This window comes from Pseudomonas sp. DC1.2, from assembly GCF_034351645.1.
Taxonomy (GTDB): domain Bacteria; phylum Pseudomonadota; class Gammaproteobacteria; order Pseudomonadales; family Pseudomonadaceae; genus Aquipseudomonas.
The window spans coordinates 4,696,036-4,716,675 of record NZ_CP133782.1 but is presented as its reverse complement, the minus strand read 5'-3'; the positions used below and the strand labels follow the sequence as shown (position 1 = coordinate 4,716,675).

The following is a 20,640-nucleotide window of genomic DNA, read 5'->3' as shown; positions in this document are numbered from 1 at the left end:
GGGGATTGTAAAGCACACGGTCACAGGTTCAGGCGCTTGTCGATCAAGCCCTGGACCACGCTCGGATCAGCGAGCGTCGAGGTGTCACCCAGGCTGTCCAGTTCGTTGCAGGCAATCTTGCGCAGAATGCGCCGCATGATCTTGCCCGAACGCGTTTTCGGCAAGGCCGGCGCCCATTGAATCAGGTCCGGTTTAGCGAAGCTGCCGATTTCCTTGCTGACGCAGGCCAGCAGTTGTTTTTTCAGTTCGTCGTTGGGTTCGGTGCCGTTCATGGGCGTGACGAAGGCATAGATGCCTTGGCCTTTGACGTCGTGGGGATAACCGACCATCGCCGCCTCGGCGATGCTGTCGTGCAGCACCAGTGCGCTTTCCACTTCAGCGGTGCCGATGCGGTGCCCGGACACATTGATCACGTCGTCGATGCGTCCGGTGATCCAGTAATCGCCATCCTCGTCACGCCGTGCGCCGTCGCCGGTGAAGTAGTAGCCGGGGTAGGGTTTGAAATAGGTGTCGACCATCCGCTGCGGGTCGCCGTAGATACTGCGAATTTGCGCAGGCCAACTGGACTTGATGGCCAATACACCGCTGCCGGCGCCTCTGATTTCCTTGCCGTGTTCGTCGAGCAGCACCGGTTGCACGCCGAACATCGGCTGCGCCGCACAACCGGGTTTGATCCGTTGCGCGCTCACCAACGGGCTGAGCATGATGGCGCCAGTTTCGGTCTGCCACCAGGTATCAACGATGGGGCAACGCTGTTTGCCCACGACATTGAAGTACCAGTCCCACGCCTCTGGGTTAATCGGCTCACCGACGCTGCCGAGTAGTCGCAGGCTTTCGCGGGAAGTTGCCTTCAACGGTTCGGGGCCTTCACGCATCAGGGCGCGCAGTGCGGTGGGTGCGGTGTAGAAAATGTTGACGTGGTGTTTGTCGATCACTTGCCAGAAGCGCGAGCTATTCGGATAACTCGGCACGCCTTCGAATATTAGTGTGGTCGCGCCGTTGGCCAGCGGGCCATAGACGATGTAGCTGTGGCCGGTGACCCAGCCTACGTCGGCGGTACACCAGAAGACTTCGCCGTCGCGGTAATCGAGTACGTACTTGAAGGTCATCGCCGCTTGCAGCAGATAGCCGCCGGTGGTGTGCAGCACGCCTTTGGGTTTGCCCGTGCTGCCGGAGGTGTAGAGGATAAACAGCGGGTCTTCGGCGTTCATTGGCTCGGGCGGGCAATCGTCTTCGACATCGCGCAAGGCCTGGTGATACCAGAGGTCACGGCCCTCGACCCACTTCACGTCGCCCTGGGTTCGCTCGACGATGATCACGGTGCTGACGGCCGGACAGCTTTGCAGCGCTTGGTCGACGTTGTGCTTGAGCGGCACGAATTTGCCGCCGCGCACGCCTTCATCGGCGGTGATGACGGTTCGGCAATCAGCGTCGAGAATGCGGTCTCGCAGGGAATCCGGAGAGAAACCGCCGAACACCACTGAATGCACGGCGCCAATCCGGGCGCAGGCGAGCATCGCGTAGGCTGCTTCGGGAATCATTGGCATGTAAATACACACCCGATCGCCTTTCTTTACGCCACGGCTTTTCAGCACGTTGGCCAGACGACACACGTTGTGATGGAGCTTTTTGTAGGTGATCTGGGCCGATTCGACCGGACTGTCGCCTTCCCAGATGATTGCGATCTGATCGCCACGCTTTTCCAGGTGGCGGTCGATGCAGTTGTAACTGACGTTCAATTGGCCGCCGGCAAACCAGCTGGCTTCACCGGTTTTCAGGTCATAGCGCTGGACGGTCTGCCAGGGCGCACTCCAGTCAAGAAAACGCGTGGCCTGTTCGGCCCAGAAGGTACTTGGGTGTTCGACGGATTGGCGGTATAGACGGTGGTAGTCGTCTTGGCTCAAATGCGCTGACCGGCGGACGGCATCGGCGTTGGGGAACGTACTGATATCGAACATGACGGTTCCTTATTCTTGTTTTACGACAAGGTAAAGATGCGCCGTGTGCCAAGCGGGTTCAAGTCATGCACAAAACAACGGTGAGAGCGAGCAAACTCGCTCCCACCGGGTGGGGCCATGAGGCGTTAGATCAACCGCGGTGACGACCGCGGAAGTAGTTGATCAGGCCTTGAGTGGATGCATCGTCAGCGGGTGCTTCTTCGCTGCCGACCAAGCGGTTGTAAACGCCTTTGCCCAGTTCTTTGCCCAGTTCCACGCCCCACTGATCGAAGGCATTGATGCCCCAGACCACGCTTTGCACAAACACTTTGTGTTCGTACAGCGCCACCAGAGCGCCGAGACGACGCGGGCTGATGCGTTCTACCACCAACGTGTTACTTGGACGGTTGCCCGGGATCACTTTGTGCGGCGCGAGTTTTTGTACGTCGTCTTCGCTCATGCCCTTGTCACGCAGCTCGGCCTCGGCCTCGGCGCGGGTCTTGCCGAGCATCAGTGCTTGGCTCTGGGACAAGCAGTTGGCGTACAGCCACTGATGGTGGTCGGACACCGGATTAAAGCTGACGATCGGTACGATGAAATCGGCCGGGATCAGTTGGGTCCCTTGGTGCAGCAACTGGTGGTAGGCATGCTGGCCGTTGCAGCCCACCCCTCCCCAGATCACCGGTCCGGTATCGGTCGACACGGGAGTCCCGTCCTGGCGCACGCTCTTGCCGTTGGATTCCATGTCCAACTGTTGCAAGTGCTTGGTGATGTTGCGCAGGTAGTGGTCATACGGCAGGATCGCGTGGCTTTGCGCGCCCCAGAAGTTGCCGTACCAGACACCGAGCAACGCCAGCAGTACCGGCATGTTCTGTTCGAACGGTGCGCTCTGGAAATGCTGGTCCATGGTGTAGGCACCGGACAGCAGTTCCTTGAAGTTCGACATGCCGATGGCCAGGGCAATCGGCAGACCAATAGCCGACCACAGCGAATAACGTCCGCCGACCCAGTCCCACATCGGGAAGATGTTTTCTTCACGGATACCGAACGCCACGGCCGCAGCGTTGTTGCTCGATACCGCGATGAAGTGGCGATACAACTCGGCTTCCGAGCCCCCCTGAGCCAAGTACCAGGCGCGTGCGGCCTGAGCGTTTTTCAGGGTTTCGAGGGTATTGAACGATTTCGACGAGACGATGAACAACGTGGTCTCGGCGCGCAGCTTCATGGTCAGTTCGTGGAACTCACTGCCGTCGATGTTCGCCAGGTAGTGGCAGCGCACGCCTTTTTGAGCGTAGGACAGCAGCGCTTCGGAAACCAGCTCAGGGCCGAGGAACGAGCCACCGATACCGATGTTCACCACGTCAGTGATCGGTTTCTCGGTGTAACCGCGCCACAGACCGTCGTGAATGCGGCCCACGAGGTCGGTGATCTGGTTCAGCACTTTATGCACGTCCGGCATCACATTGACGCCGTTGACCGACAGCTTATCGCCCACTGGACGACGCAGCGCAGTGTGCAGCGCCGGACGACCTTCGGAGGAGTTGACGATTTCGCCGTCAAACAGCGCTTTGATTGCGCCCTTGAGATCGACTTCGTTGGCCAGGCCCACCAGCAGATTGCGGGTCTGGGTGTTGATCAGGTTCTTCGAGTAATCGAGAAACAGGCCACAGCTGCTGAGGGTGAATTGCGTGAAGCGCTGCGGATCGGCATTAAAGGCTTCGCGCATGCTGAAATCCTGCATGGCTTGGCGGTGATCTTTCAACGCTTGCCAGGCGGGCAGAGCGGTAACGTCGTGAGGAGTGCGGTAGTACGCCATCGCTGCGATTTTCCTTTTTACTTGAACTGCCTTTAAGACACTGAAGATCCCGGAATGTCCCGACCATTGGTTAGGTAATGCCCGGTCAATTTGCCTGGAGACGATTAAATAGCGCAGGGCGGTAACAGTAAACCTCGCGTGTTGATCTGTCTTGGCTTTGTCTATCCTGCGACCGGTACTTTTTTATACCAGCGCCGTCAGCTCAGACAACAGGCGAGTGCGTTCAGTGCGCAGAATTGTGGGTGCGCTCAGGCAACCTGGACTGGAATGGCATTGCTGGTGTGGCTCAGTTCATTGCCCGGCGCCATGTAAAGCATGCGTGGCTTGAAGTTGAGCAATTCGGCTTCGCTGTAGTGGGCGTAAGCGCAAATGATCACTCGATCGCCAACCTTGGCTTTATGGGCCGCTGCGCCGTTGACCGAGATCATGCGTGAACCTTCTTCGCCGCGAATCGCGTAGGTGGTGAAGCGTTCGCCGTTGTCGACGTTATAGATCTGGATCTGTTCGTATTCACGGATGCCGGACAGGTCCAGCCATTCGCCATCAATGGCGCAGGAACCTTCGTAATCAAGTACGGCGTGGGTGACTTCGGCGCGGTGCAGCTTGGCCTTGAGCATGATGGCGTGCATGTGTGTGTTTCCAGGTCGGAATCGAACGGCGGGCAGTTTGCCCGAACGTTTTGTGGGCAGCAATACGCTATGGACGCTGGCACAAACCAATGGTAGCGAGCTTGCTCGCGACAGCGGACTGTCAGTCAACAGGTGCGTTGAATGTTAAGCCGTCATCGCGAGCACGCGCCCATAGGGTGGGACTGCGCTGTTTAGGTGTCGAGGTTCAGATGCACGTTGTCGATCAACCGTGTTGTGCCCAAAAATGCGGCCACTAGAATCACCAAGTCCCTATCTTCCACGGTCGCCGGACGCAAGGTCAGGGCGTGGCGAATTTCCAGGTAATCAGCACGCAAACCAGCCGCTTCGAGCTGTTTGATCTGCGTGTCAATCAGCGTCGGATAGTCGCGATGACCTTGTTTAATGGCTTCGGCAATCGACGACAGCGTGCGATACACCACGGGTGCGGTCGCGCGTTGTTCTTCACTGAGGAAACCATTACGCGACGACAGCGCCAAGCCGTCGGCGGCCCGTACAGTCGGTTCGCCGATGATCTGGATGGGCATGTTCAGGTCATGCACCAGCGCGCGAATCACGGCCAGTTGCTGGAAATCTTTCTGACCGAAGATGGCGAGGTCCGGTTGGACCATGTTGAACAGCTTGCTGACCACCGTCGCCACGCCTTCGAAATGCCCTGGGCGGCTGGCACCGCACAGGCCTTCGGACAGTTGCGGAACACTGACACGGGTCTGGCCTGCCAGGCCATCGGGGTACATTTCGCTCACAGTCGGCGCGAACAACAGTTGGCAGCCGGCCTGGAGTAGTTTTTCCTGATCTGTTGCCAGGGTACGCGGGTATTTATCGAGGTCTTCGCCTGCGCCGAATTGCAGCGGATTGACGAAGATACTCGCGACCACGAAGTCCACCCGTTGGGTGGCTTTGGTCACCAGCGCGACATGACCGCTGTGCAGATTGCCCATGGTCGGTACGAAGCCGATGCGTTTGCCTTCACTGCGGGCGCGGGCTACGGCGGCCCGCAGTTCGCGGACGGTTTTTACGGTGTTCATGCAGAGAATCCGTGTTCGATACCAGGGAACGTAACCGCTTTGACTTCGGCGACATAGGCACTCAGGGCTGCCTGAATGCTCTCTTGTCCGGTCATGAAGTTTTTTACGAACTTCGGCACGCGGCCCGTGATGGACAGGCCGAGCATGTCGTGAAGAACCAGTACCTGGCCGTCGGTGGCGCTGCCGGCGCCGATACCGATCACTGGAATCTTCACCGCTTGAGTGATTTCCAGGGCCAGTTCACTCGGTACGCACTCCAGCAGCAACATTGAGGCGCCGGCCTGCTCCAGGGCGATGGCATCGGCACGCATCTGCCGCGCCTGGTTCTCGTTGCGACCCTGGACTTTATAACCGCCAAGAATGTTCACGGCTTGAGGGGTCAGCCCCATGTGCGCGCAAACCGGTACACCGCGCTCGGCGAGCAGGCGAATGGACTCCGCCAGCCAAAGGGCGCCCTCGACTTTGATCATGTGTGCGCCAGCCTGCATCAGCGTGGCGCTGTTGATCATGGTTTGCTCAAGGGTTGCGTTGGCCATGAAGGGCAGGTCGGCGAGGATCAAGGCCTCGGTATTACCGCGCTTGACGGCGGCCACGTGGTAGGCCATTTCAGCGGTAGTAACGGGCAGGGTGCTGTCGTGACCTTGCAAGACCATGCCGAGGGAGTCGCCCACCAGCAGCACTTCGACGCCGGCAGTGTTGCAGGCGTTGGCGAAGGTCGCGTCATAGCAGGTCAGCATGGTGATTTTTTCACCTTTTTGCTTGAGGCTCTGGAGCGTGGTCAGGGTGATGGCTGGCATGTAAAAAAATCCTCGTTCAGGCGCTATGGAAACTACTGCGAGTAACGCGCGTGATTCGTCATGTACTCAGGCGCACGGTCTTTTGTCGTGCTTATAAGGCCTGGATTGCGCCCTTTAGCGCCGCGTTGGCGGCAGCGGGACGCCTATAGTCGTGAGGAGACCTCGGGAAGTCAATTGTGTGTGTTACCGCATTGTTACGGGGAAGGTGTTACCGGGGTAACTGATGCGATTCAGCAGGTTTTTGTGGCGCTATATAAACCAGCGTGGGAGCGAGCAAGGGATTTGTGTCAATTCAGCGGGAGGCGCTCCAGTCCGACAAACGGGCAGGCCGCCAGCAATTCACACAGTGTGCGGCCATCGGCCAGACGCAGATCCGCAGGCGCCAGTTCGGCCAGTGGATAGAGCACAAAGGCGCGTTCCTGCAAGTGGTAGTGCGGAACTTTGAGGCGAGGCTCGTCGATCAGGCGGTCACCGAACAGCACAATATCCAGGTCCAGCGTGCGTGGGCCCCAGCGTTCAAGGCGTTCGCGGCCCTGCTCGTTCTCGATAGCTTGCAGCGCATCCAGTAGGTCCAGCGGTGTTAGGTGGCTGTCGAGGGCGGCGACCGCGTTGGTATAACGCGGTTGCCCTGGCAGCAATGAGTCGCTCTGATAGAACGCAGAGACCCCGGACAGCGTGGTCTGCGGCAACTGCGCCAGCGCCTCGACGGCGCTGCGCAATTGTTCGGCAGGGTCAGCCAGATTGCTGCCCATGCCGATGTAGATGCGTTCCATGGATTACTCGCCTGTGGTGCTCGGCGCCCCGGCGGCGCGTTTGCGCTTGGCACCGCCGCTGCGGCGACGTTTACGTGGAGCACCGCTGCCCCCTTCTTCCTTGCCGCTAAGGTCGCGGATCATGTCCCGACGCTCACTGTCGTTGGCGTCCTGATAATCCGTCCACCATTCGCCCAAGTCATCGGTCTGCTCGCCGGCGCTTTCGCGCAGCAGTAGAAAATCGTAACCGGCACGGAAGCGTGGATTGTCCAGCAACAGGTCTGCGCGCTTGCCGCTGCGACGTGGCAGGCGCTCCTGCATGTCCCAGATCTCGCGGATCGGCAGGGTGAAGCGTTTCGGAATCGCGATCCGCTGGCATTGTTCGGCAATCAACTCGTGCGCCGCTTCCTGCATCGCCGGAATCGGCGGCATGCCGCGTTCTTGCAGGCGCAGTACACGGCCGGGGAGCGCAGGCCAGAGCAATGCGGCAAACAGGAACGCCGGGGTCACCGGTTTGTTCTGCTTGATCCGCAGGTCGGTGTTGACCAGTGCTTCGCTGATCAGCGTATGGGTGTAGGTCGGGTTGTATTCCAGGGCCTCTGCACTGGCCGGGAACAACGGATCGAACAACTGCAAGTCGACCAGCATCTCGAACGTATCGGCGGCATGGCCGGAGAGGAACAGCTTGAGCACCTCTTCAAACAGGCGGGCCGATGGAATCTCGCGCAGCATCGGTGCCAGCTCGCGGATCGGAGCCGCACTGTGTTTTTCAATACCGAAATTGAGCTTCGCCGCGAAACGCACCGCCCGCAGCATCCGTACCGGGTCTTCCTGGTAGCGTTGCTTCGGGTCGCCGATCAAGCGGATCAGGTGATTACGGATGTCGTGTACGCCGTTGGCGTAATCGAGAATGCGTTCGCTGACCGGGTCGTAATAGAGTGCATTGATGGTGAAGTCGCGACGTTGCGCGTCTTCTTCCAGGGAGCCATAGACGTTATCGCGCAGAATGCGCCCGCTTTCGTTGCGCGAGGACTGGTTGCTGTCTTCCTCTTCGTCGTTTTGCGGGTGATTGGCGCGAAAGGTCGCGACTTCAATGATTTCACGCCCGAAGTGGATGTGTACCAGTTTGAAGCGACGACCGATGATCCGCGCATTGCGGAATTCGGCGCGTATCTGTTCCGGCGTGGCACTGGTGGCAACGTCGAAATCTTTCGGTGTGATACCGAGCAGCATGTCACGCACACAACCGCCGACCAGGTAGGCCTGGTAACCGGCGTTCTGCAGGCGCTCGACGATATTGACCGCGTAACGGCTGAATTGCGCCTTTTGCAGCGAATGTTGGCCGCTATTGAGCACTTCAGGCGTGCTGCGGATGTGTTGCGTATGACGCTTGGGAGAACGGAATGACTGGAACAACTTCTTCAGCATGGGATGCACTGTTTGAAGGAATGTTCGGCCATAACAAAGAATGACCGCATGATGGGCCGGGATTCTAGCATTTAGTCGGGGGATGGTGTAGGAAGCTGCGCCAGCCTGATGAGGATAGTGGCGACACCGTGCAAAGAAGCCTCTGGCAGGTGCTTTCAGGAATCGCAGAAACTACAAGGGGAGCCGAAGCTCCCCAAGAAGTAGTTGCATGCTCTATTTTTATTATAGGTTTCGGGCTTTTTGTTTTTGTTAAATGCCCATGCCATGAAGCTTTTCCTTCATGGCCCTCCCAATCGGGAGCCAAGAGCAAACGGATTGCTTTGGTCGCTGTGTTGCAGTGATCTTGCGATCCAACCAGTTCAGGCTCTGTCTTAGGACAGTTTTTGTTGTTCTCGGCCTGGTCGTGGGGCAAGCCCCAAATACAACGCCTCTCCAAAAGAATCAGTTAGCTGCGCCTCTCGCCGTCTTGTTTTTATTGTGCGTGAGTCGATTCGTCTTATTTTTATTGTCTTTTGCATTGCTTGTTATTGTTCTTGTAATAAACATATAGCAGGGTGCGTGCCAACTTTTGTGAGGCCCAGCAAAACAAGGGGTTAGACCGGTCGATGGCCTTTTTGAAGGCCAAAAAAAACCGGGGCTTCGTTACCGTAAACCCCGGCTTTTGTTACGTGAAACGGATGAGGTAACAGTTTTTTCACATTAGCATCTGTTACCTGCAAACGCGGGAGGTGACGTTCAGCTCTCGCTGGCCACCCCGGTCTTGCGCCTTGGAATGCCCAGGCGTTGACGACGCTCCCACAGGCATTTGCGGCTGACCCCCAGTTTGCGGGCCAGCTCGGTCTCGGTCATGTGGTCCTGATGCTCAAGCACGAAGTGCTGGAAGTAGTCTTCCAGCGACAAATCTTCGGTCGGCTCGTGGCTGGTGTTGCCGGTGCTGCTGCCTTGCTGCGACGGCAGGCCAATGAAATCGTCGTCGTCCAGATCACTCAGCTCGATGTCGATGCCCAGTAGTTCGGCGGAAATCTCTGGGCTTTCACACAGAATCACCGCTCGCTCGACTGCATTCTCCAACTCACGGACGTTGCCCGGCCAGGTGTAGTGACGAATCGCCTGCTCGGCGTCCGGAGCAAACTTTAGATCGGTACGGTTGACTCGCGCACTTTGCCTTGCAAGGAAGGCATGCGCGATTTCGTTGACGTCCGCGCCGCGCTCGCGCAGTGCGGGCAGTTTCAGGGCGATGACGTGGAGGCGGTAATACAAGTCTTCGCGGAACTGGCCGATTTTCGCCAGGCTCTTGAGGTCGCGGTGGGTCGCGGCGATCAGACGTACATCGACCTTCTGCGACTGTACCGAGCCAACCCTGCGTATTTCACCCTCCTGCAACACACGCAGCAGTCGCGCCTGGGCTTCCAGCGGCAGTTCGCCGATTTCGTCGAGGAACAAGGTGCCGCCGTCAGCCGCTTCAACCAGACCGGCACGCCCGGCACTGGCGCCAGTAAAGGCGCCTTTCTCATGGCCGAATAGTTCGGATTCGATCAGGCTTTCCGGGATCGCCGCGCAGTTCACCGAGATCATCGGTGCCTTGGCGCGTTTGGATAGGTTGTGCAGGGCACGGGCCACCAGTTCTTTACCGGTACCAGACTCACCCTGGATCAGTACATTGGAGTCGGTGGGGGCGACCTTGCGAATCTTGCTGTACAGGTCCTGCATCGGCGGGCAAGAACCGATGATGCCGATCTCTCCGTTGCTGTTGTCGACACTGGGCTTCGCTGCACCGTTGGCGGCTTTGCCGACCGCCTGTTCAGCGCCGGCTGGCACCGAAGGCCGGTCACGCAGGATGCGCGCCACTGCCTGGAGCATTTCATCGTGGTCGAAAGGCTTGGCGATATAATCCACCGCGCCCATCTTCATCGAGTCGACCGCTGAGCGCAGGCTGGCATAGCTGGTCATGATCAGCACGGGCGTGCCTTGACCGAGTTTGATCAGTTCAGTGCCTGGTGCGCCAGGCAGGCGCAGGTCACTGACGATCAGGTCGAACGTGGGAATGCTGAAACGCTCTTGTGCTTCCTGCACGGATCCGGCTTCGCTGACTTGGTACTGATTACGTTCCAGCAGACGGCGCAAGGCGGAGCGGATAATTGTTTCGTCTTCGACGATCAAAATGTGCGGCATTGATTCGATACTCTCGACGGTCTCAGTTCACAGCGGACGTCGCTTCGACATGACGCGGCAAAGTCACCCGGATACGGGTGCCGCGTTGGCTTTCTACATCAGCCGGGCTGTCGATGGTGATTTGTCCATAATGCTCTTCAACGATTGAATAGACCAGTGCAAGGCCCAGACCGGTGCCTTCGCCAGGATCCTTGGTGGTGAAGAAAGGTTCGAACAATCTGTCCATGATGTTCTTCGGAATACCGCTGCCTTCGTCTTCCACAATCAGATCGACCGTGTGTTCGCTGGCTTCGCTTTTGACCCGCACTGCACTGCCTGCCTTTGAGGCGTCGCGTGCGTTGGAGAGCAGGTTGATGAGTACCTGGGCGAGTCGTTGGGGATCGCCTTCGACCCAGTGATCTGGATCGCACAGGTTGTAGAACTGGACTTCGAAATTGCGTCGATTAAGGGCCAGCAGACCGATAGCATCCTGAGCCACTTCCGCCAGACAGACGGGCTCGTCGCTGTGCTGATGGCTGCCGGCGTGGGCGAAGCTCATCAGCGACTGCACGATGCGTGAAACGCGTTTGGTCTGCTCCAAAATTTGACCGCTGATTTCCGTGAGCTCGTTGTCGTCCTCGCGCTCTTCGCGCAGGTTCTGCGCCAGGCAGGCGATGCCGGTTATCGGGTTACCGATTTCATGAGCAACCCCGGCCGCCAGCCGGCCAATGCTGGCCAGGCGCTCGGAATGCACCAGTTTGTCTTCGAGCATCTGCGTTTCGGTCAGGTCCTCGACCAGCAGCACCAGACCGCTGTTGCCCGGCGCCAGCGGCTCGTCGATCGCCGCTTTGTGCAGGTTCAGCCAGCGTGTCTGGCCGTCCAGGGCCAAGTGCTGTTTGTGCAAGTGTTCGTCCGGCAAATTGATGAAGCCTTGGAGCAATTCCTTCCACGGATCGCCAATAGTGCTCAATCGCGAACCGACCACGCGTTGCGCAGCAATCCCGGTAAGCTCTTCCATGGCTTTGTTCCACATCAGGATCTCTTGATCCTTGGCCAGGGAGCAGACGCCCATCGGCAGTTCCTGCAAGGTCTGGCGGTGATAGCGGCGCAGGGCATCGAGTTCAGCGGCAAGGCCCGTGAGGCGGGAATGGTAGTCCTCGAGGCGGCTTTCGATGAAGTGAATATCCTCGGTGACATAGTTTTCACCGCCTGCCTTATAAGGCAAGAAGGTTTCGACCATGTCCTGGGCAACGCTTGGTCCCATCAGGCCCGAAAGATTGGCCTCGATACGGTCACGTAAGCGGCGCAGCGCATAAGGGCGGCGTTCGTCGAAGGGTAGATACAAGTCACGCAAGGCCTGCTCGACTTCTTTTTGTGCGGCTTTGGCGCCCAGGGGTTTGGCCAGTTGCGTGGCGAACTCCTGTGGCGAGGCTGCATGCAGCTCGCGCCGTTGCGGGCGGCGCACATTGTCCACGGCGCAGGCTTCAGCGGCGCTGGCCTCTTCGGGGCTGGCGTTGGTGAACAGAGAAATGAGGGTGAACATCAATACGTTGGCGGCCAGCGATGCAATCGCGGCCATGTGCCAGCTGGTGTCGTCCAGCACGTAGATCATGTTTAGCAGCGGAATGTAGAAGCCTTGCAGGTTGCTGACCAGCGGCAACAGCATGGTCACGATCCACACCACAATCCCCGCCAGCAAACCGGCGATGAAGCCACGCCGGTTGGCGGTCGGCCAGTACAGGACAGACAACACGCCGGGCAGAAACTGCAGGGTTGCTACAAACGCGACAATGCCGAGGTTGGCCAGGTCCTGATCGGCGCCCAGCAACAGGTAGAAACCGTAACCGGCCATGATGATCGCGACGATCAGAGCCCGTCGCGTCCACTTCAGCCAGCGGTAGATATTGCCCTCGGCTGGCGGCTGATAGAGCGGCAGTACCAAGTGGTTGAGCGCCATCCCCGAGAGCGCCAGCGTGGTGACGATGATCAGCCCACTGGCCGCCGACAATCCGCCGACATAGGCCAGCAAGGCCAACGCCCTGTTGTTGGCGGCAATGCCGACGCCGAGGGTGAAGTATTCCGGGTTAGTGGTGGCGCCGAGTTTCAGTCCAGCCCAGAGAATCAACGGCACCGCCAAGCTCATCAGCAATAGAAACAGTGGCAAACCCCAGCTCGCGCTTACCAGTGAGCGGGGGTTAAGGTTTTCGGTAAAGGTCATGTGATACATGTGCGGCATCACGATGGCCGAGGCGAAGAATACCAACAGCAGCGTGCGCCATGGGCCTTCCTGCAGCGGGGTGTGCAGGGCGGCGAGGGCGGTCTGGTTTTGCAGCAACCACACTTCCAACTGTTGCGGGCCATCGAATACGCCGTATAACGCATACAGACCTACGCCACCGATGGCGATCAGTTTGACCACGGACTCAAACGCAATCGCGAACACCAGGCCTTCGTGTTTTTCCCGCGTCGCAATGTGGCGCGAACCAAAGAAAATCGTGAACAGCGTGATCAACGCGCAGAAACTTAGCGCCACGCGGTGCTGGACCGGTTCGCGGGTCAGAATGCCGATGGAGTCGGCGACTGCCTGGATCTGCAACGCCAGCAGCGGTAGCACGCCGATCAGCATGAAAATCGTGGTCAGCGCGCCGGCCCAGGTACTACGGAAGCGGAACGCGAACAAATCCGCCAGCGACGACAGTTGATAAGTGCGGGTGATCTTCAGGATCGGATACAGCAGCACCGGTGCCAGTAGAAAGGCGCCGGACACGCCTAAATAGCTCGACAGAAAACCGTAGCCATACTGATAGGCCAGGCCCACCGTGCCATAGAACGCCCAGGCGCTGGCGTAAACCCCCAGCGACAAGGTGTAGGTCAACGGGTGGCGAATGATCGCCCGGGGGATCATGCCCCGTTCGCTGATCCAGGCGACGCCGAACAGCACCGCCAGGTACGCGGCGCTGATCAGGATCATCTGGGTCAGGCTAAAGCTCATCGGCATCTTTTTGGCTCTGCAGGATAAAGGTCACGACGATCAGAATCAGCCAGAGCAGATAAGGGCGATACCAGGCGCCAGTGGCGTCGATCCACCAATCCATGATGGCCGGTGAGAACAGATAAATCCCCACTACCAGAAGCAGGACCAAGCGATAGATGTACATCCCGGCCTCTCTTTTTATGCGCGTGCCCGAAAACGTGCGGCGATGGTAACGGATGGGCGCGCCACTGCAAGTGCGATTACTGCAGTTGCGCTTCGGGCAGCGTCAGTGTGCGCGGGATCTGCGACGCAGCCCAGTGCGCGATGCCCCAGTTCAGCACTTCCTGTGGCGTGGCCTGCGCCAGCTCGGTGCCCGGATGTTGCCCCAGTGCCCGCAATGCCCGCAGCAGCAGCGACGTGGCCTGATCTTCGGCCAGCGGTGGTGAACGGTAGGATTTACCGAGTTTGTGGCCGTCCGGCTGCGTAATCAGCGGTACGTGCAGATAGCGCGGTTGGCGCAGGCCCAGCAGTTCTTGCAGGTAGAGCTGGCGCGGGGTGGAGTCCAGCAAGTCGGCGCCGCGCACGATGTCGGTGATGCCTTGCCAGGCGTCATCGAGTACCACCGCCAGTTGATAGGCATAGAGCCCGTCCCGGCGGCGGATCACGAAGTCCCCGACGTCTCGGCCCAGGTGCTGGCGGAATTCGCCTTGCACCCGGTCGATGAAGTGATAGTCCAATTCCGGCACGCGCAGGCGGATCGCCGCGTCTTCGGTGCCATGCCCGGCATTGCGGCACAGGCCTGGATAGATGCCGTGATAAGACTCCAATTGCTTGCGCGAACAGGTGCAGGCATAGGCCAGGCCCTGATTGAACAAGCGATCAAGCACTTGGGCGTAGGCATCATGGCGATCACTCTGGCGGACCAGGTCGCCATCCCATTCAAAGCCGTAGCTTTCCAGCGCCTTGAGGATGGCGGCCTGTGCGCCGGGCTCTTCGCGTGGTGGGTCGAGGTCTTCCATGCGCACCAGCCAGCGGCCGCCCACTGAGCGGGCGTCGAGGTACGAGGCCAGGGCGGCGACCAGTGAACCGAAATGCAGATGCCCACTGGGCGTGGGGGCGAAGCGCCCGATGTAGGTAGGAGAGGCAGTAGCAGTCATGAGGGCGATCTTACGTCGTCTGGTGGTACGTCGCGAGCAGGCTCGCTCCTACAGGTTTTATGCGGTGGTGAATTTCAGAAACAAAAACGGAGCGTTCGCACGCTCCGTTTTTCGTTCAAGTCGAGATTACTTACCGACTTGCTTTTCCTTGATTTCCGCCAGGGTCTTGCAGTCAACGCACATGTCAGCGGTAGGGCGGGCTTCCAGTCGCTTGACGCCAATTTCGACGCCGCAGGACTCGCACCAGCCGTACTCTTCGTCTTCGATCAATTGCAGCGTTTTGTCGATCTTCTTGATCAACTTGCGCTCACGGTCACGGGCACGCAATTCAAGGCTGAATTCTTCTTCCTGGCTGGCACGATCTGCCGGGTCGGGGAAGTTGGCCGCTTCGTCTTTCATGTGATCAACAGTACGGTCGACTTCCTGCATCAAGTCCTGTTTCCACTTGTTCAGGATCTTGGTGAAGTGCGCACGCATGGGCTTGCCCATGTACTCTTCGCCCTTCACTGCTACGTAGGGTTCGAAGCCGCTGATCGACTGGCTTTGCTGCTGCTTTGCTTGGGTGGGCATGAAATGGACCGCCTCTACTCTTGTAATCCATTGCGCAGGATTGCTCCATCACCGACACCTGCCGGCCCTGCGGCTGCAAGCGGGCGAACTTACCAGATCAAATCGGACCGCGCTACTCCCGGATGTCGAGCCCGCGGCCCGTTGTGCTTACAAATGATTGCAAAGCCTTGTCTGGCGGCTTTGGAGGCCTGATCAATTATTGATTTTAGCTAAACCTTCCGCACACGCTTGAGTCGTTTGCGAGCAGGGGTATAACGACTCTGACCGCTTTAGGTTCTCGCTCGTTCCAGCGCTTGGGTAGAATCGATTCTTTTCCCCCGTTGAGGAAGGCTAATGGCTCAGCCCTACAGTGCGCGCAGTCGTGCGATCGAACCGTTCCATGTCATGGCGTTGCTGGCGCGGGCCAATGAACTGCAAGCGGCCGGTCACGACGTGATCCACCTGGAAATCGGTGAGCCGGACTTCACCACTGCCGAGCCGATTATTCAGGCCGGTCATGCTGCGCTGACAGCTGGGAAGACCCGTTACACCGCCGCCCGTGGCATTCCTGAGTTGCGCGAGGCGATTTCTGGTTTTTACCAGCAGCGTTACGGGTTGAACATTGACCCACGGCGCATCCTCATCACCCCCGGCGGCTCTGGCGCGTTGCTGCTGGCCAGTGCCTTGCTGGTAGACCCTGGCAAACATTGGCTGCTGGCTGACCCTGGTTACCCGTGCAACCGGCACTTCCTGCGGCTGGTGGAAGGCGCTGCACAGTTGGTTCCGGTGGGCCCGGATGTGCGTTATCAATTGACCCCTGACCTGGTGGCGCGCCATTGGGACCATGACAGCGTCGGTGCGCTGGTGGCTTCGCCGGCTAACCCCACCGGGACGATCCTGACGCGTGGTGAGCTGGCCGGGTTATCGGCCGCGATCAAGCAGCGTCACGGCCATCTGGTGGTGGATGAGATCTATCACGGCCTGACCTACGGCACCGAGGCAGCGAGCGTGCTGGAGGTGGATGACAGCGCCTTTGTGCTCAATAGCTTTTCCAAATATTTCGGGATGACCGGTTGGCGCCTCGGGTGGCTGGTGGCCCCTGAAGCAGCGGTCGGCGAACTGGAAAAACTGGCCCAAAACCTCTACATCAGTGCCCCGAGCATGGCCCAGTACGCGGCATTGGCCTGCTTCGAACCGGCAACTATCAGCATTCTGGAAGAGCGTCGTGCCGAGTTCGGTCGTCGGCGAGATTTCTTGCTGCCGGCCTTGCGAGAACTGGGTTTCGGCATCGCCGTAGAGCCCGAGGGCGCGTTCTATTTGTATGCCGATATCAGCCAGTTCGGCGGAGATGCATTCTCTTTCTGTCGCCATTTCCTTGAAACCGAGCACGTTGCGATTACACCGGGACTGGATTTTGGACGTTATCAAGCCGGGCATCATGTGCGTTTTGCCTACACCCAAAGCCTGCCCCGGTTGCAGGAAGCGGTGGAGCGAATCGCACGCGGCCTGAAAAGCTGGCAAGGCTGATGCGCTTTCATCCGCCCCTGGAAGAAGGTCGCTTAATCCGTCGTTATAAGCGCTTTCTCGCCGATATCGAAACCGTTGACGGCGAGTTGCTGACGATTCATTGCCCCAACACAGGCTCGATGCTTAATTGTCAGGTTGAGGGCGGTCAGGTCTGGTTCAGCCGTTCCAACGATCCCAAGCGCAAATTGCCCGGCACCTGGGAAATCGGCGAAACCCCGCAAGGCCGTTTGTTTTGTGTGAACACCGGGCGAGCCAACGGTTTGATCGAAGAAGCGCTACGGTCAGGCGTCATCGAGCCGTTGAAGGGTTTTACCGCGCTCAGGCGCGAAGTTGCCTACGGCCAGGAAAACAGCCGCATCGATTTCCGCCTCGATTACCCGGCTGGGCCCGCTTATGTGGAAGTCAAAAGCGTCACCCTGGGTTTTGACGGTACGTCGGTGGCGGCATTTCCGGATGCGGTGACCCAGCGCGGGGCCAAGCATTTGCGTGAGTTGGCGCATCTGGCACGGGACGGAGTTCGCGCCGTGCAGTTGTATTGCGTCAATCTCAGCGGCATCGACGCCGTGCGTCCTGCAGAAGAAATCGATTCGGCCTACGCCGCTGCGTTGCGTGAAGCGGTGTCCAGCGGGGTCGAGGTGCTGGCCTACGGCGTGAGCATCACCCATGAAGTGATCGTGGTTGATCGGCGTCTGGAGGTTTTGCTCAATGGTTAAACGCCGATCCAGATCCCCTGTGCGTCTTCACGGCAGGGGATAACGGTCAGGGATTGCCCGGCACAAGGGCCGGAGACGCATTCTCCGTCCTCGATCAGAAACAAGGCTCCGTGGGTGGCGCATTGGATCAGGCTTTTGCTGGGGTCCAGAAACTGGTCGGGCTTCCATTCAAGCGCGACGCCACGGTGCGGGCAGCGGTTGAGGTAGACATACACGTGACCCTCTCGGCGCACGGCGAAGAGCTTTTGGCCGTCGACGTCGAAACCGCGACTGCTGGCGTCGGCCAATTCGAGGCCGTGGCAAAGAAACTTCATGGGTATCCTCAGGCGCCATGCTCGTGACTGAATGTGTCCGAGCTTGACGTTCAAATGCAAACAATTATCAAATACTGCTTCGCCCAACGGGTGTTTGGCGGATGTCGAGGATACTTGGCCTGTCTGCCTGATGCCTGGAAAACCTCTTTAAGGAAGCTGTTTATGCGCCTGTGTACCCATCTGAGTACCCGAGTAGTTGCGCTGTTTGTCGGATTTTTCGCCGGTCACGCAGTGGCTGCGACCGAGTTGCCGCAGCGTTGGGTGAGTGCCGGGGGCGCCTTATCTGAATGGGTGACCCTGTTGGGTGGCGAGTCGAAGCTGGTCGGGGTTGATACCACCAGTCAGCATCCCGACACGTTAAAGGCATTGCCAAGCATCGGCTATCAGCGTCAGTTATCGGCAGAGGGGCTCTTGAGTTTGCGCCCGCAGATTTTGGTCGGCACTGAGGAAATGGGGCCGCCACCCGTGCTTTCGCAGATTCGTACTGCGGGTGTTCAAGTCGAGGTTTTCTCGGCCCATCCGGACTTGGCGACGTTGCAAGGCAACTTGCAGCGCCTGGGCCTGTTGCTGGGTGTGGAGGGGCAGGCGACGCAAATCTTCCAGCGCTATCGACAGCAACTTGAGCAGCAAAAGGCTAGCGTTACGCTGGTGCAGCTCAAACACAAAGCGCCAGGGGTGTTGTTGCTCATTGGGAATGCGGGCGGCAAGCCGCTGATCGCCGGGAAGGACACCGCTGGCGATTGGTTGCTGGAGCAGGCCGGGGGGCACAATCTGGCAACTCACTCCGGTTATAAGCCGTTTTCTGTCGAATCCCTGGCCAGCCTGAATCCAGATGTACTGGTTTTTTCCGACCGTGCATTGACCGGCGATGCGGCACATGCCGCGTTGTTCAAGGAGAATCCAATTCTGTCTTCGACCCGCGCCGCCAAGGAAGGCCGCGTCATGGAACTCGACCCCACGTTGTTGGTGGGTGGACTTGGGCCACGTTTGCCCGAGGCGTTGCAAAAGCTGTCTGACGGTTTCTACCCAGGCATTTCAGGCCAATGAATACTTTGGTTAAACCCCGTACTTTGTTTGTTGGCCTGAGCCTGCTGTGTTTGTTAGCGATTTGGTTGTCGTTGGCGCTGGGGCCGGTGAGCTTGCCGCTGCTGGATACCTTGCGCGCAGCCTTGCGGCTGATGGGCATGCCGATTGCTCCCGAGGGGCTGGAGCAGGCCGAACTTATTGTTGGACAGATTCGCCTTCCACGCACTTTGCTCGGCCTGGCGGTGGGCGGCGTGCTGGCGCTGTCCGGCGTGGCAATGCAGGGTTTGTTTCGTAATCCCCTTGCCGACCCTGGATTGGTCGGTGTCTCCAGTGGCGCGGCCTTGGGGGCAGCGATTGCGATTGTCGGCGGCTCGGCGTTTGGCGGGTTACCTGAGGCTTTTGGTCCGTATCTTTTATCGTTGTGTGCGTTTCTCGGCGGGCTTGGTGTGACGGCGCTGGTGTATCGATTGGGTCGACGCAACGGGCAAACCAATGTCGCGACCATGTTGTTGGCGGGCATCGCGTTGACGGCTCTGGCCGGCTCGGCGGTAGGTTTGTTCACCTACCTGGCGGATGACGCGACGCTCCGCACGCTGGCGTTCTGGAACCTGGGCAGCCTCAATGGTGCCAGTTACTCGCGGCTCTGGCCGTTGCTGCTGATCAGCGTCAGTGTCGCGCTGTGGCTGCCGCGTCGGGCCAAGGCATTGAATGCGCTGCTGCTGGGAGAGTCAGAGGCCGGTCACTTGGGCATTGACGTTGAGAAACTCAAGCGTGAATTGGTGTTCTGCACGGCGCTGGGGGTGGGGGCGGCGGTCGCGGCTGCCGGGATGATCGGGTTTGTGGGGTTGGTTGTACCGCATCTGGTGCGATTGCTGGCCGGCCCCGATCATCGAGTGTTGTTGCCGGGCTCGGTGCTGGCGGGCGCGAGTCTGTTGTTGTTCGCCGACCTTGTGGCCCGAATGGTGTTGGCGCCGGCCGAGTTGCCCATCGGGATTGTCACTGCGTTTATTGGTGCGCCTTTCTTCCTGTATTTGTTGCTGCGAGGGCGTACCTGATGCTGCGAACGCAACGTTTGAACATCCGTCGGGGCGACAAGATGGTCCTCGCGGACATTGATCTGCAACTTGAACCGGGCCAGGTCCTTGGCGTGCTGGGTCCGAACGGTGCCGGCAAGAGCACCTTGCTCGCGGCCCTGTGTGGTGAGTTACAGCCCGATGAAGGGCACGTCTGGCTTGATGACCATGAGCTGATCCACTGGGCCGGGGCGCAACGAGCCAGGCGTCTGGCGGTATTGCCGCAGGTTTCGACCCTGGACTTCGCTTTTCGCGTTGAGGAGGTGGTGGGCATGGGCCGTTTGCCCCACCAAAGTGGCCGAGTGCGCGATGACGAGATAGTCGCGGCGGCAATGCTCGCGGCGGATGTTGGGCATTTACAAGGGCGCAGCTATCTGGCCCTGTCCGGCGGTGAGCGTCAACGGGTACATCTGGCACGCGTACTGGCGCAACTTTGGCCCGGTGCGGCTGGGCAGACGTTGCTGCTGGATGAGCCAACGTCCATGCTTGATCCGCTGCATCAGCACACCACCCTGCAAGCCGTGCGCGAGTTTGCCGATCAGGGGGCCTCTGTGTTGGTGATTCTGCATGATCTGAATTTGGCGGCGCGTTACTGTGACCGCATATTACTGCTGCAAAGAGGGCGTCCGGTGGCGCTGGATACGCCGGAGCAAGTGCTGCGTCCGGGGCCGCTCAAAGCAGTGTTCGGCCTGGAAGTGCTGGTACAGCCGCATCCGGAGCGCGGGCATCCATTAATCATCGCCCGCTGAGT

Annotated in this window: 18 protein-coding genes; 5 read left to right on the top strand and 13 right to left on the bottom strand. The window is 59.1% G+C overall.

The window, feature by feature from the left end:
- Positions 1-20: 20 nt before the first annotated feature.
- From acs to dksA, 12 genes are all read right to left on the bottom strand, one after another.
- Positions 21-1,958, bottom strand: coding sequence for an acetate--CoA ligase (gene acs / locus RHM68_RS21320; protein WP_322218888.1), 1,938 nt, complete (start codon positions 1,956-1,958; stop codon positions 21-23).
- A 130-nt stretch (positions 1,959-2,088) separates the two neighbouring features.
- Positions 2,089-3,753: a glucose-6-phosphate isomerase gene (gene pgi, locus RHM68_RS21315; RefSeq protein WP_322218884.1), complete on the bottom strand. Its 1,665-nt coding sequence runs from the start codon at positions 3,751-3,753 to the stop codon at positions 2,089-2,091.
- 248 nt (positions 3,754-4,001) lie between these two features.
- Positions 4,002-4,382 carry an aspartate 1-decarboxylase gene (gene panD / locus RHM68_RS21310; protein ID WP_003228271.1) on the bottom strand — a complete coding sequence of 127 codons (381 nt, stop codon included), beginning with the start codon at positions 4,380-4,382 and terminating at the stop codon, positions 4,002-4,004.
- Positions 4,383-4,573: 191 nt separating this feature from the next.
- Entirely contained in the window at positions 4,574-5,428 is an 855-nt protein-coding gene (panC, locus tag RHM68_RS21305; RefSeq protein ID WP_322218876.1) for a pantoate--beta-alanine ligase, read from the bottom strand.
- Positions 5,425-6,225, bottom strand: coding sequence for a 3-methyl-2-oxobutanoate hydroxymethyltransferase (gene panB / locus RHM68_RS21300; protein WP_322218874.1), 801 nt, complete (start codon positions 6,223-6,225; stop codon positions 5,425-5,427). The genes panC and panB overlap by 4 nt, the downstream gene beginning before the upstream one ends.
- A gap of 287 nt (positions 6,226-6,512) precedes the next feature.
- Complete coding sequence (folK, locus tag RHM68_RS21295; RefSeq protein ID WP_322218871.1) at positions 6,513-6,998, bottom strand: 2-amino-4-hydroxy-6-hydroxymethyldihydropteridine diphosphokinase; 486 nt, start codon at positions 6,996-6,998, stop codon at positions 6,513-6,515.
- A gap of 3 nt (positions 6,999-7,001) precedes the next feature.
- Positions 7,002-8,405: a polynucleotide adenylyltransferase PcnB gene (locus RHM68_RS21290; protein WP_322218869.1), complete on the bottom strand. Its 1,404-nt coding sequence runs from the start codon at positions 8,403-8,405 to the stop codon at positions 7,002-7,004.
- Positions 8,406-9,140: 735 nt separating this feature from the next.
- Positions 9,141-10,577: a sigma-54 dependent transcriptional regulator gene (locus RHM68_RS21285; RefSeq protein WP_322218866.1), complete on the bottom strand. Its 1,437-nt coding sequence runs from the start codon at positions 10,575-10,577 to the stop codon at positions 9,141-9,143.
- Positions 10,578-10,599: 22 nt separating this feature from the next.
- Positions 10,600-13,554 carry a sensor histidine kinase gene (locus RHM68_RS21280; protein WP_322218864.1) on the bottom strand — a complete coding sequence of 985 codons (2,955 nt, stop codon included), beginning with the start codon at positions 13,552-13,554 and terminating at the stop codon, positions 10,600-10,602.
- Entirely contained in the window at positions 13,538-13,714 is a 177-nt protein-coding gene (locus RHM68_RS21275; RefSeq protein WP_003176118.1) for a hypothetical protein, read from the bottom strand. The genes RHM68_RS21280 and RHM68_RS21275 overlap by 17 nt, the downstream gene beginning before the upstream one ends.
- 76 nt (positions 13,715-13,790) lie before the next feature.
- Positions 13,791-14,687 carry a tRNA glutamyl-Q(34) synthetase GluQRS gene (gene gluQRS, locus RHM68_RS21270; RefSeq protein ID WP_322218862.1) on the bottom strand — a complete coding sequence of 299 codons (897 nt, stop codon included), beginning with the start codon at positions 14,685-14,687 and terminating at the stop codon, positions 13,791-13,793.
- A gap of 126 nt (positions 14,688-14,813) precedes the next feature.
- Complete coding sequence (dksA, locus tag RHM68_RS21265) at positions 14,814-15,257, bottom strand: RNA polymerase-binding protein DksA (RefSeq protein ID WP_322218860.1); 444 nt, start codon at positions 15,255-15,257, stop codon at positions 14,814-14,816.
- 333 nt (positions 15,258-15,590) lie between these two features.
- Between dksA and RHM68_RS21260 the strand changes: the two genes are divergently transcribed.
- Positions 15,591-16,763, top strand: a complete 1,173-nt coding sequence (locus RHM68_RS21260; protein WP_322218857.1) for a pyridoxal phosphate-dependent aminotransferase — start codon at positions 15,591-15,593, stop codon at positions 16,761-16,763.
- The gene (gene sfsA / locus RHM68_RS21255; protein ID WP_322218856.1) at positions 16,763-17,476 is read left to right on the top strand and encodes a DNA/RNA nuclease SfsA; all 714 of its coding nucleotides are present in this window, start codon (positions 16,763-16,765) and stop codon (positions 17,474-17,476) included. The genes RHM68_RS21260 and sfsA overlap by 1 nt, the downstream gene beginning before the upstream one ends.
- Here the strand turns inward: sfsA and RHM68_RS21250 are convergent.
- On the bottom strand, positions 17,473-17,790 hold the full coding sequence (locus RHM68_RS21250; protein ID WP_322218853.1) for a Rieske (2Fe-2S) protein: 318 nt from the start codon (positions 17,788-17,790) through the stop codon (positions 17,473-17,475). The genes sfsA and RHM68_RS21250 overlap by 4 nt on opposite strands.
- Before the next feature lie 162 nt (positions 17,791-17,952).
- On the opposite strand from RHM68_RS21250, the gene RHM68_RS21245 reads away from it, so the two are divergent.
- From RHM68_RS21245 to RHM68_RS21235, 3 genes are read left to right on the top strand one after another with little or no spacing between them, the layout of a single operon-like run.
- Positions 17,953-18,837, top strand: coding sequence for a heme/hemin ABC transporter substrate-binding protein (locus tag RHM68_RS21245; protein WP_322218851.1), 885 nt, complete (start codon positions 17,953-17,955; stop codon positions 18,835-18,837).
- 50 nt (positions 18,838-18,887) lie between these two features.
- Positions 18,888-19,871, top strand: coding sequence for an iron ABC transporter permease (locus RHM68_RS21240; protein WP_322223901.1), 984 nt, complete (start codon positions 18,888-18,890; stop codon positions 19,869-19,871).
- Positions 19,871-20,638, top strand: a complete 768-nt coding sequence (locus tag RHM68_RS21235; protein ID WP_322218848.1) for a heme ABC transporter ATP-binding protein — start codon at positions 19,871-19,873, stop codon at positions 20,636-20,638. The genes RHM68_RS21240 and RHM68_RS21235 overlap by 1 nt, the downstream gene beginning before the upstream one ends.
- Positions 20,639-20,640: the final 2 nt, after the last annotated feature.